The sequence below is a fragment of the Janthinobacterium sp. 1L-D-8-B-C4 genome (genome assembly GCF_057291295.1).
Window position 1 is genome coordinate 31432 of record NZ_JBXAVX010000001.1, and the last position, 12646, is coordinate 44077.

At 61.4% G+C, this 12646-nt stretch carries 9 protein-coding genes; 7 read left to right on the forward strand and 2 right to left on the reverse strand.

The annotated features are described in order from the left end of the window. Positions 1-96 precede the first annotated feature (96 nt). From AC0Z42_RS00185 to ligD, 4 genes are all read left to right on the forward strand, one after another. Positions 97-2457, forward strand: a complete 2361-nt coding sequence (locus AC0Z42_RS00185) for a GAF domain-containing protein (RefSeq protein ID WP_485466222.1) — start codon at positions 97-99, stop codon at positions 2455-2457. After that, positions 2454-4025 carry a CHAT domain-containing protein gene (locus tag AC0Z42_RS00190; RefSeq protein ID WP_485466223.1) on the forward strand — a complete coding sequence of 524 codons (1572 nt, stop codon included), beginning with the start codon at positions 2454-2456 and terminating at the stop codon, positions 4023-4025. Before AC0Z42_RS00185 ends, AC0Z42_RS00190 begins: the two co-directional genes overlap by 4 nt. A gap of 75 nt (positions 4026-4100) precedes the next feature. After that, the gene (locus tag AC0Z42_RS00195; RefSeq protein WP_485466224.1) at positions 4101-5315 is read left to right on the forward strand and encodes a hypothetical protein; all 1215 of its coding nucleotides are present in this window, start codon (positions 4101-4103) and stop codon (positions 5313-5315) included. Positions 5316-5397: 82 nt separating this feature from the next. Beyond that, on the forward strand, positions 5398-7902 hold the full coding sequence (ligD, locus tag AC0Z42_RS00200; protein ID WP_485466225.1) for a DNA ligase D: 2505 nt from the start codon (positions 5398-5400) through the stop codon (positions 7900-7902). 111 nt (positions 7903-8013) lie between these two features. Here ligD and ku read toward each other — a convergent pair whose 3' ends face one another. Together ku and AC0Z42_RS00210 are read right to left on the reverse strand one after the other, a co-directional pair. Then, positions 8014-8871, reverse strand: a complete 858-nt coding sequence (gene ku / locus AC0Z42_RS00205) for a non-homologous end joining protein Ku (RefSeq protein WP_485466226.1) — start codon at positions 8869-8871, stop codon at positions 8014-8016. 8 nt (positions 8872-8879) lie between these two features. After that, entirely contained in the window at positions 8880-9857 is a 978-nt protein-coding gene (locus tag AC0Z42_RS00210; protein ID WP_485466227.1) for an SDR family oxidoreductase, read from the reverse strand. 126 nt (positions 9858-9983) lie between these two features. Between AC0Z42_RS00210 and AC0Z42_RS00215 the strand changes: the two genes are divergently transcribed. The 3 genes from AC0Z42_RS00215 to AC0Z42_RS00225 all read left to right on the forward strand — a co-directional run bounded on the left by AC0Z42_RS00215 (position 9984) and on the right by AC0Z42_RS00225 (position 12641). Further along, positions 9984-10529, forward strand: a complete 546-nt coding sequence (locus tag AC0Z42_RS00215) for a TetR/AcrR family transcriptional regulator (RefSeq protein WP_485466228.1) — start codon at positions 9984-9986, stop codon at positions 10527-10529. 85 nt (positions 10530-10614) lie between these two features. Further along, complete coding sequence (locus tag AC0Z42_RS00220; protein WP_485466229.1) at positions 10615-12255, forward strand: SulP family inorganic anion transporter; 1641 nt, start codon at positions 10615-10617, stop codon at positions 12253-12255. Continuing rightward, positions 12252-12641: an Imm1 family immunity protein gene (locus AC0Z42_RS00225; protein WP_485466230.1), complete on the forward strand. Its 390-nt coding sequence runs from the start codon at positions 12252-12254 to the stop codon at positions 12639-12641. Before AC0Z42_RS00220 ends, AC0Z42_RS00225 begins: the two co-directional genes overlap by 4 nt. Positions 12642-12646: the final 5 nt, after the last annotated feature.

Consider the following 12646-nt stretch of genomic DNA (forward strand, 5'->3'; position numbering starts at 1 on the left):
GTAGCTGCCGATAATGGATCTTCCGCTGGCGTCGTTTGATATTGCTCAGTGCCGTATATAAGCCACGGCGTTACGACCAGTCCGACAGGGAGGCGCGTGAGCAAATACTACAAAATAGAATTGACTGCACTCGATGGCTTCGAGATGGCCGTGGTGCGTTTCAACCATGATGGCGTGATGACTTACGCTAACCAGGCAGCGAAAGACATGCTTGGGGTATCGAGCCTGGTCTACGTCGATATCGCCATGCTGTTTCCTGACGAACAGGCGCATCGCACCGTGATCGAACAGATGAATGTGCGCTTGCAGGGCCAGTCATCGGCCTATGTCACCACATTCAGGCGGCCAGCGGATGGGCCCGACGCCTTGCCCGTACCGATCAGCATCTACGCCTTCCCCGATTCTGACGGACACGGCAATGTGCTGGGATCGGTGGTGCTGGTGCGCGACCTGCGCCAGGAAAGAGCGCGCATTTCCCTGCATGACGAGATTGAATCGTCGATCGACAATGCACAGCTGTTTGCGGGCGTCACCCGGCAGTTGCGCACCTTGCTGGAGTTTGACGAGTTGCGCATCACCTTGATCAGCCGGGGCCGCAAACACTTGCGCCGCCTGTATTCCAGCGACCCGGCGGCGGCCGAAAAATACCGGCTGCGCTGGTGGCCGATTCCGGCATTTTTCGAACAGGCTCTCGACGACAGCGTGGCGCACCTGCTCGATGTCGCGCAGATGCGCGAAGATCCGCTGTATGCGAGGATGCTGCGCGAAGATGCTGTCACCAGGGCCTTCTTTGATAGCGGGGTAAGGCAAATAGTGAGCTTGCCGGTTTTCGATGACAACCGGGTGGTCGGCTTTATCGGCATCGACTCGCATGTTGCCGCCCGCTATGGACCCGAGACACTGGCCATGCTGGAACGCCTGCCGCTGGGCACGGCGGTGCTGGCCGCGATGCACCGCGAAGAGCGTATCGGCCAGCGCGCCGTGTTTGAATTGATGCGCGGACTGAGCGCCAACGCAACCGATGTGCGGCGCGTCGCGGACGAACTGGTCAATCGCCTGGTTGAAAACTTTGGCTGGGAACACGTGTCGATTTTCCAGAGCAGTGAAAACGGCGATCGCCTGCAACTGATCTGCCAGGCCAACAGCGCCGGCCAGCCGCTCGAGACCTGCCTTGTACTGCCGCGTTCGCCCGAGGCGCATGCGCTGGCCGGCAACGATCAGAATGCGCTGGCGCGCGCCATCAAGACGCAGTCGATCGTGAACGTTGCCGACACGCGCGCGCAGGGGCCGTTCGGTGGTGTTGCCGGTTTTGATGCGCATGGTTCGGGGCTGGCGGTACCGGTGATCGGTGAGCGCACGCAATGGGTACTGAACGTGGAGTCGCCGCTGTCGAACGCGTTTGCGGTCGAAGAAATCGAACTGCTGAGTTTTCTTGCCGTGGAAGCGGGCGCCATACTGTACCGCTCGGCACTGTTTGAATTGCAGCGCGCCGTGCTCTACGCGATCAATGACGCGGTGATCGAGACCGATAATGATGGCCGCATACGCTGGAGCAATCGCGCGGCGAAAAAAATGCTGGGCCTCGATGCCGTATCGTCGTCAGGCATGCAGATAAGAACATTGATCGATGAAGCATGCTTGCGTGACGATCTGGCGCACGCCAACGATTTTTACCATCGGGAACTGGTCTTGTGCGCGCTCAACGGTGACAAAATTCCGGTGCTGCTGTCGTCCTCGCTGTTGCCTGCCCATTTGAGCGGCAGGGTGTATGTCGCCAGTGATTTTACTTTCCAGAAAGAAGTACAGCGGCTGAGTGAGTTGAAGGAAGTGTTCCGTCACGCCGCACTGGAAGGGCGTGTGCCGCTGGCCTTGGCGGTGGCCTGGCTGCAGCAGTCGCGCGAATTGATCGGCGAGCAATCCGCCGATAAAATATTGCGCCAGCTGGGCCGTGCCGACCTGCCGCTCGAGCGCCTGCTGCGGCTGTTTTCGTCCGATGAGACGCACCTGCCCACGGTAGCCGTCGAGCTGGGACGAACCCTCGACCTGACCCTGGCCTCGTTGCCGCCAAGTCTGCAGGATGCCTTGCAGGTACAACAGGGTTTCGGGCCCATGCCGGTCCTGATGGAATTCAGCGATCTGCAGTTTTGCCTGGAATCGTTGATTGCGTTTGGCCTGCGTACGCGTCCCCAGGCCAGCAGGCTTGCCGTGTCTGCCACGCGCGGCGAGGGCAGCGTACAGTTCCGCGTTGCCGGTGACTGGCAGCCGGACTTTCAAAGCGAGCGTGAACCCGGGCCCAGCGAACTGTGGCGGCGTAAATCGTTGCGCGACCTCACCCTGGGCGACGCCGTGATCGAGCGGCTGGTGCGCCAGGCTGGCGGCGCATACCGGCGCCAGCTGAGCGCCGATTTCTTCCTTGAGATCGCATTGCCGCTGGCGCCACAATGGGAGCCGCCATGAAATGGATACTGGTCATTCATGAATATGCGGAAATGACCAAAATGATCGCCGATCTTCTGGCCGAGAAACTGGACGTGCAAACGGTGCCGGTATCGAACCTCGAGGCCGCGCGCGATCAACTGGCCCGCCGTGGCGCGGAAAATTGTCTCTTGCTGGTGGCCAGCCTGTCGCCTCCGGTCGATGCACTATCGCCGCCGCCGGTCGACCGCACCGTTCCGCTTGACGAAGAATTTCTTGCCATACGCGCGCACAATCCTCAACTGCCGATCATTTTTCTTGTCACCACCGACGATGGCAAGCGCAGTGCGGCGCTGAGCATGCTCGACAAGGTCGTCTTGCTGCGCGTCAGTGAAACGCACCAGCAATTGCCACCGCTGGCCGCGCGCTTGATCAGTGGCGACAGCGTGCCGAAGCCGGTACACGAGCTTGATCTCGATATCAAGCTGATCGACAGCCGTTGCCATTGGTCCTTGCGTGGCACCGGCAACAATCCCATCGAAGCGACCGGCATGATCCAGATCACGAAAGAAGAGCTCGACAGGTTGTTGCTGGACTCCAGCCTGGCCCAGTTTGTCGCGGACAACCATGCCGCAGACGCTCCGGGTCACCAACTGATCGACAGACTGGGCCATGACATCTACCAGCATTTCATTGCCAACAACATCAAGAATGAAGGCCTGGCCGAGGCGCTGTTCAGCAGGCTGTACGACAGAACGCTGCTGGCAACGGCCCGCATCCGCTTTCATGTCGACCAGCGCACCAGCCAGTTGCTGGTCGAAACCATGGCGCAGCCCCGCGCGGGCAACGTGACAGCGGCGCCCGACCGGTGGATGTTGCATGCGCCGATATTTCGTAAATTTGGCGGCATGGGCGCGCGCCATCCGCTGTTCAAGGACCGGGCCAGTCGCAGCAGTGCGCTGCGCTGCCTGGTGATTCAGGGCGAGGCGAAACAGTTCAGTGTCGCTGCGCCGCTGGCGCGCGGTTTTGGAAAAATCCCCATGGCGGTCGAGGAGGCAAAGTGGTTGTACGATTATCTTGATACCAATAAAACCGCGTTCAACCTGGCGCCGCCGACCCTGGTTTCTCCCGCCCAGTTTCCAGAAGGCGGCTACGGTGACGCCGTGCGCGACGTCCTGTCGCAGCAGCCATGGCAGCTGATTCATTACACCGGACATTCGGCGCTGGGCGCGAACGGACGGGCCTACCTGGCGCTTGGCGACGGTGTAGACGATCTGCTCGATATCGAAGAATTTTCCCAGCTTGCCCAGCAAGCACAATTTGTATTTTTAAACAGTTGCGGCAGCGCCGATGTCCGCTTCATCATGCGGCTGATTGAACGCAATATTCCTGCTGTGGCCGGTTATGCGTGGCCCGTACTCGACAGCATCGCCTACAAATTTTCCGTGGCCTTTTACAAGAATTTATTCAATGGCCCGGAGCCAAGACGTTTTCTCGAATATGCCTTCATGCGCGGCAAGGCCCATTTATACAATACCAACAGCACCAGCCTGGCATGGACCTCGGTATTGCTGTTCATGCAGACACTGGACCCACAAACCGACGGCTGATACGGTCAACAGGAGCATGCGATGCCTTTTGCTGCATTTTTCGACTATCTTTCGCGTGGCAAAGCCAGCTCGCACGTGACCCTGGCCTTTCCAAACGAGGAGGCGCTACCCGTAACGGACGGCCCTGGCTATTTCCAGGTGCGCCTGAAAGACATGTCGCTCGCGTTTGGCCGCGAGTGGCATCAGGACCTGGTGCCGGCCACTTTCTTGCTTGCCGATTATAACTACGGTGGCAAGCTCATTCGACATCCCTTTTTTGTCAGCAATGCCATGCTGAGCGGCTTGCCGGCGGGTGTCGACGCCGAAAAATTGCGCATCCGCTTTCGCGACACCATGGTCATCGGGCCGACGCCTTATATGGGCGGCGATGTGGCGCTGTTCGTCGGTTTGTTCAAATCCGTGATTGCCGACCGGCGCAAAGATACCTTTACCATTTTTGAGAAATTGTTTGGCAGTGTCGATATTGCCGGCTTTTCGCAATATCTCGCTGTCGCCAACAAGCTCAGCGAGACGATTTTCGATTGCCTGGCTTCCAAGGATATCCAGTGCGTGCTGGCCGAACGCCGCGTGGTTATCGCAGGTGATGCACCGTTGCGCAGCAGTTATCTGGTCATGCTCGGTGCAAGCAACGGTGGCGCCATCAATACGACGGGATTGGTCATGCACAAAGGGGAGTTGATGCGCCAGGATGGCGCCGCGTTCTCGGCGCCGGACGGCCTCGATTTTTGCGTGCTGTCGATCGAAAGAATGGCCCTGCGCGACGATTATGCCGCCTTGCCATTTCACGCCGTCTGGCAACAGGCGCGTGCGATGGCGGTGGTCGGCAAGGTTGCCGAGGCACAGGCCCTGATGCTGCAGTGCGCCGCGCAGATATTCGCTTCGGCCGACCTCAGCGAAGACCACAAGGTGGGCCTGATCGAGTTCTATCAGGCCCGGCTGTTGGCGGTGAAGAGCCTGCTGTCCACAAGCGCCGGGTTTGCCGAGGCGGGCGCAGCGGCCAGCATGGCCAGCCGGAATGACCAGATGGCGCCGGCGCGGCTGATGCAAACGCGCGCTCTTGCCGCCGAGCCCAGCCTCGACAGAAAGAAACTGGACCGGCATATCAAGCGTATCGACACCTTGAGCCATCTGTTTGCCGCCGATGCCGCGCAAGTCCTGGTCGAACAGCCGGACAAAGTATGGCTTGATCAGATCACAAAGTATCTGTCTTGTCGCTCGGACGCGTCCCCTCAGGACGGCGATGCGGCTTTCCTGAACAGCGCGCTGGCGGCGGGCTCCATCGAGGCTTGATCAAACCGCTCTGTTAGCTGGCGTACTGCGCGCGCACTACGTGCGGCCTAGACTTGGTCCATGATCATAGCCTGGGTACGCCATGAAAGACGCCTTGAAGACCTACCAAGCCAAGCGCAACTTCGCCATCACGCCCGAGCCGGCCGGTGGCGACGAGGCCGAGGGTGAACAGCTGAGCTTTGTGATCCAGAAGCACTGGGCCAGTCGGCTGCACTACGATTTCCGGCTGGAACTCGATGGCACCATGAAAAGCTGGGCCGTGCCGAAAGGCCCCAGCTACGACAGCCGCGACAAGCGCATGGCGGTGCAGGTCGAAGACCACCCGATCTCGTATTCCAGTTTCGAGGGCACCATCCCCGAAAAGCAATATGGCGCCGGCAAGGTGATTATCTGGGACAAGGGCACCTGGGAACCGCAAGCGGCCACGCCGGATGCGCGCAAGGCGCTGGCGGACGGCAACCTGAAATTCACCTTGCACGGCCACAAGATGCACGGCAACTGGGTACTGGTGCGCATGAAGGGCAAGGGCGAAAAGCAGCCGGCCTGGCTGTTGATCAAGGAAAAGGACGACTACACGCGGCCCGCGCTTGAATATTCGGTGGTCGACGAATTGCCCGACAGCGTGAAAAGCAAGCCCATGCCCAAGCGCAAAAAGACGCCGGTAAAGGCTCCGGTCCAGAAAGAGGCGCCGGCCAGCGCGCTGCCGGCAACGCTCACGCCGCAGCTGGCGACCCTGGTCGATGCGCCGCCAACGGACGCGCAAGACTGGATATTCGAGCTCAAATTCGACGGTTACCGCATCCTCGCCAGAAGCGACGGCAAGCAGATTGCCCTGATCACGCGCAACGGCAACGACTGGACACATAAACTGGGCAAGCTGCACCAGGCACTGGAAAAGATGGGCTTGCCGCCGGGCTGGTATGACGGTGAAATCGTCGTCAATGGCAAGGATGGCCAACCCGATTTCGGCGCCTTGCAACTGGCTTTCGACAAGGAGGCCACCAGCGACATCGTGTATTACCTGTTCGACGTGCCGTATTTCGATGGCCATGACCTGCGTGGTCAGCCGATCGAGGCGCGCCGCGCGCTGCTGGGGCAGTTGCTGAAGCAGCTGCCCACGTCACCACTGGTGCGTTTCAGCGATGAGCTCGACGCCACACCCGAAAAACTGCTGGCCACGGCCTGCAAGCTGGGCCTGGAAGGCGTGATCGGCAAGCGGCGCGGTTCGCGCTACACGGCGCGCCGCTCCACCGAGTGGATCAAGCTCAAGTGTGGCATGCGCCAGGAATTCGTGATCGGCGGTTATGCCGAGCCGCAGGGTGCGCGCAGCGGTATCGGCTCCTTGCTGCTGGGTACCTATGACGAGGACGGCAAGCTGCATTACGCTGGCAATGTGGGCACTGGCTTCGATCAGGATACCTTGCTTGACCTGCGCCGCCGCCTCGATGCCTTGATCGTCGATACCAGTCCATACGCAGGCAAGGCAGGCGGCGTGCGCCGGCCGGTCTGGGTCAAGCCGACGCTGGTGGCCGAAGTCAGTTTTGCCCAGTGGACCACCGGCGGCGCCATCCGCCATGCCGTGTTTCATGGCCTGCGCAGCGACAAGCCCGCGTCGGCCATCGTGCGTGAACGGCCGCAAGCGGTCACCGCAAAAAAGGAAAAATCCATGCCTGCCGAGAAATCACCTGCCAGCATGCTGCCGGCCGGCCTGAAAATTACCAATCCCGACCGCGTGATCGACAAGGAAAGCAGCGCCACCAAGATGGACCTGGTGCGCTACTACGCGCTGGTCGGCAAGCTGATGCTGGTGCATTTGCGGGGCCGGCCCGTGTCGCTGGTGCGTGCACCGGCCGGCGTGGGTGGCGAACTTTTTTTCCAGAAACATGCGGAAGTATCGAAAATGCCGGGGGTAAAACAGCTCGACGCCAGGCTGGACCCGGAGCACCCGCCGATGCTGGAAGTGGCCAGCGCGCAAGGCCTGCTGTCGGCTGCGCAGTGGAACGTGGTGGAGTTCCATACGCAAAATGCGCTGGCCAGCAACTACGAGCTGCCCAACCGCATGGTATTCGACCTGGACCCTGGCAAGGGCGTGGACTGGGCCGCGATCCAGGAGTCCGCCGTGCTGCTGCGGGCCTTTTTGAGCGAACTGGGCTTGCCGGCGTTTTTGAAGACCAGCGGCGGCAAGGGGCTGCACGTGGTGGTGCCGATTCGCCCCAAGCATGACTGGGACACGGTGAAAGCCTTCTCGCAAGCCATCGTCGCGCACATGGCAGAACAGATCCCGAAACGCTTTGTCGTCAAAAGCGGGCCGGCCAACCGCGTGGGCAAGATCTTTATCGACTACCTGCGCAATGGCCGCGGCGCCACCACGGTAGCGGCCTGGTCAGTACGCACGCGGCCTGGTCTCGGCATTTCCGTGCCGCTGGCGTGGGAAGAACTCGACAAGCTGAAGGCGGCGGATCAATGGAATGTCAGCAATGTCCACAGCCGGTTGGACGTGGGCAATACGCCATGGGACGGGTATGCGCGCAGTGCGAAGGGGATCGATGCGGCGATGAAGAGGCTGGGGTTTGAGGCGGACAGGTAACGCATTTAAACCCAACGGCAAATACTGGGATCGTACCCGACGGGGGAATACGTCCCAATGGGACGTATTCCGATCGCTTAGCGACCGACCCCGGCTGTTCGACGTTGGGGTTCAAGCCGCCTTGCGTTTGCTTGCCGCCGGCTTGCGCGCTGACGCTTTCTTGACCGGCGCCTTTTTACCCAAGCTCTGCTGCAACAGCGCCACCAGGTCGATCACATTGTCCGGTTTTTCCGCTTCCTCGGCCTCCGGTTCAGGCGCGGTAATGGTTTTGGTCTGCTTCGCCTTGATCTTTTTCTTGACCAGCGCCAGCACGTCGTCGCGGTAGGTGTCGCGGTATTGCTCGGGTTTCCACGCTTCGCTCATGCCTTCGACCAGCGACAATGCCATCTTCAGTTCCTTGTCGGAAATGCCGGCCTCTTTCAGGGTGCTGCCGGGCAGGTCGAGATCGTCCATCTCGCGGATCTCATCGGCAAAGCGCAAGGTGTTGAGCACAATGGCCTGGTCGATGCACACCAGCGCGCACAAATGCTGGCGCGTGCGGATAACCACGTTGGCGATGCCGATCTTGCCGGCCTTGCGCAAGGTCTCGCGCAGCAGTGCGTAGACTTTCTCGCCGCCCTTGCCGGGGATCAGGTAGTACGGGTGCTCGTAATAGGTCAGCGGCACATCGGCGGCGTCGACAAAGGTTAGTATGTCGATGGTTTGCGTGGCCTTGACGTTGGCGCGTTTCAGGTCTTCGTCCGACAGCACCACGTATTCGTCGGGCTTGTATTCATAGCCCTTGATGATGTCGTCCCACACCACTTCCTTGCCCGTCTTCTTGTTGTAGCGCTTGAAGCCGATGGGTGCAAAGTCGCGCCGGTCCAGCATCGACAGGTCCAGTTCATGATCGCGGCTGCCCGAGATCAGCTCGACCGGTATATGCACCAGGCCGAAGCTGATCGCGCCTTTCCATAACGCTCGCGGCATAGGGTCTCCTATTCGCCCACGCTGCCGGTGATGGGCAGCACGATGCCGGTGATATAGCTGGCGCACGATGGCGCTGCCAGGAACACATAGGCCGGCGACAATTCCTCGGGCTGGGCCGCGCGGTGCATGTCGGTATCCTGGCCAAAGGTAGTGATCTCGTCGGCCGGCTTGTCGGCCGGGTTCAATGGCGTCCACACGGGGCCGGGGGCAACTGCATTGACGCGGATGCCTTTTTCCAGCAGGTTGCCGGCCAGCGCCATCGTGAACGCGTGGATGGCGCCCTTGGTGGTGGAATAGTCGAGCAGCTTTTTCGAGCCTTTCAGGCCCGTCACCGAACCGGTGTTGATAATGGCGGCGCCGCGCTGCAGGTGCGGCAGCACCGCCTTGGCCATATGGAAGTAGCCGTAGACATTGGTCTTCATGGTCAGGTCGAAGCGCTCTTCGGACAGGTCGAGCAGCGAATCGGCGTGCTCCTGGAAGGCGGCGTTATTGACCAGCACATCGATATGGTTGAACTTGGCCATCACCTGGCTGACGGCTTCCTGGCAGAAACGCTGCTCGCGCACGTCGCCGGGAATCAACAGGCAGCTCTGGCCTTCCGCCTCCACGTAGCGCTTGGTTTCGTTGGCGTCTTCGTGCTCGTTCAAATAAATGATGGCCACATCGGCGCCTTCGCGCGCATACAGCACGGCCACGGCGCGGCCGATGCCCGAGTCGCCGCCAGTGATGATGGCAACCATGCCGGCCAGCTTGCCGCTGCCGCAATAGTCGGGCGCCAGGAAACGCGGTTTCTCCTGCATCTGCGCTTCGCTGCCCGGTTTGTCCAGGTGCTGGGCAGGCAGGGGAGCGCCTGGCTGCGTATGGTTGCCGGTCTGCACGGCTTCCTTTTTTTCCGGTGTGTCGGGTTTGGCGGCGTCGCGCGCATCCTGTTCCTGCTGGATGCTGCGCTGCAGATTGCCGGTCGACTGGTTCTGGTTATCGCTCATGCTGACCTCCATATTGGCTAACTTCCAGTATCAAGGCAGCAGCGACGCGATACGGTGCGCTTCTTAACAGAGTGGAAAAATCCGCTGCAAAGATATATGATGAGTGTAATTATTGTGGGAGGCAGCATGAAAGTAAGCAGAGAACAGGCGGCCCTGAACCGCGAGCGCATCGTCGAAGTGGCGGCGAAGTTATTCCGTGAAAAGGGCTACGATGGCATCGGCGTGGCCGACCTGATGAAAAACGCGGGCCTGACGCATGGCGGCTTCTATGGCCATTTTGCATCCAAGGAAGACTTGATGATCGAGGCCAGCGAGCTGGCCTTGAAGAAGTCGCTGGCCGGCTGGCAGGGAAAAAGCTTGCCGGACATTCTGGAGTCTTATCTGACAACCCGCCACCGCGACGCGCCAGGCGGCGGTTGCCCGGCGGCAGCGATGGGCCAGGACGTTGCGCGCATGCAACCCGGCGCGCAGCCGGCCTTTAGCCAGGCGACACGAAAACAGTTTGAACTGCTGGCCGGCTTGCTGCCGGATGGCACGCCGGAACAGCGGCGCCAGCAGGCGATCGCCACCTTTTCCGCGATGGTCGGCGCGATTGTGCTGGCACGCACCGTCGATGACGAAGCGCTGTCGGCCGAGATACTGGGCGCGGTCAAGGCGCAGCTGCTGGCTTGAGGATAGCGCCTGGATGAGCGCTTTGCCCCTGTCAGCCAGCCTCGGCGCATGATAGGCTTCGGGTTTCAGATTTTGGGATCGCATCATGCTGCTCTGGCTCAGGCAATACCGGCGTCCGCTGCTGGCGGGGGACCTTACCGCCGGTATCGTGGTAGCCATGATGATGGTGCCGCAAGGCATGGCTTATGCGCTGGTGGCCGGCTTGCCGCCCGTGGTCGGCATCTACGCCAGCATCTTGCCGCCGGTGCTGTATGCCCTGTTCGGCAGCAGCATGACGCAGTCGGTGGGGCCAATGGCCATCGTCTCGCTGATGACGGCGGCCGCGCTGGCGCCGCTGGCCGATCCCGGCTCTACCCTGTATATCGTGCTGGCCGCGCAACTGGCCTTTATCAGCGGCATCGTGCTGCTGCTGTGTGGCGTGCTGCGCCTGGGTTTCATGGCCAATTTTTTGTCGCGCCCGGTGATCAGCGGCTTCAGCAATGGCGCCTCCATCCTCATCATGTGGGGCCAGGTCACGCCCTTGCTGGGCGCCACCTGGCCGCACTGGCATGGCCCCAGCATGGCGCTGGGCCTGGCCAGCCTGGCCGGTTTGTGGCTGGCCAGACGCTATTTGTCGCGCCTGCTGCAGCGCTGTGGCCTGGGCAAGACAGCAGCCGATGTCGGCGCGCGCCTGGTGCCGATGCTGCTGGTAATCACCGGTATCTTGCTGGTGACCTATGGCGGCCTGGGCCGCATGGGCGTGCAGGTGACCGGCCATGTGCCGAACGGCTTGCCGGTGCTGAACCTGGCAACGTCAAGCGCGCACTGGCGCACCTTGCTGTCGCCGGCGCTGTTGATCGCTTTTATCATTTTCCTGATGAGCATGTCCGCCGCCCAGACCCTGGCGCAAAAGCGCGGCGAAAAATTGCATACCAACCGTGAACTGCTGGGCCTGGGCGCGGCCAATGTAGCCAGCGCCTTGTCGGGCGGCTTTCCCGTCACCGGTTCCATTTCCCGCTCGGCCGTCAACTCCCAGGCCGGCGCCAACACGCCCTTGGCCAGCATCATCACGGCGGGCCTGTTGGCGCTGGCGCTGGTGGCGCCCACCGGCTGGCTGGCGCTGCTGCCATTGCCGGTACTGGCCGCCACCATTATCTTTGCGGTGGCCAACCTGATCGACTGGGACACCTTGCGCATGGCCTGGCGCTACGACCGCAGCGATGCGCTGGCGCTGCTGGCGACCACCGCCGGCGTGCTGCTGCTGGGCGTGGAGGCGGGCGTGGTGATCGGCGTGCTGCTATCGATGGGCACCCTGATCTGGCGCGCCAGCCGGCCCCATATTGCCGTGCTGGGCCGCATCCCCAACAGTGAGCACTTCCGTAACGTCGAGCGCTACGAAGCTCAAACTGTGCCCGACCTGCTGTTGCTGCGCATCGACGCCGGCCTGTTCTTCGGCAACGTCGAAGCCGTGACCGAGCGCATCGAAGAAGAGCTGCGCGGCCACCCGACAGCGCGCCACCTGGTGCTGGTATTGTCGGCTGTCAACCAGATCGACAGCACGGCCCTGCTGGGCTTGATCGAACTGAACAGCACCCTGGCCAAGCGCAACATCAGCCTGAACCTGGCCGAAGTCAAAGGCCCGGTGATGGACCGCCTGCGCCAGAGCAGCCTGTTGAAGGAGCTGAGCGGCAAGCTCTACCTGAGCACGGCGCTGGCCACCGCCGACCTGAGCACAGGCCAAGCATGATGATGGAACTCAATCTGCATGGCGAAGCCGTCGCCATCGCCTCATTGGCCGATTTGCAGCAGGCGCTGGCCCGCGCGCAGTCGCTGGCGCAATGCGAATTATGGCTGACCCTGGCCGTCGATGCGGAGCAGGGGCCGGCTCTGTGCATGCTGAGGAATGGCGCCAGCGCCTGGCTGATGTATCTGTCCGGCCAGGATGACGCCAGCTATCACTCGCTGGGCGATGACGAGGAGAAGGGCGATTGCAGCTACTGGCTGGCCAACGGCCAGGTCGATGTGTATCCCGCTGAGCGGTGTGTCGAGATGGCGCTGTGCCATCGGGCGATGGCGGCATTTTTCAACAATGGTGGCGCCAGGCCGGCAATGGTCGAATGGCAGCGCGATTGAATACC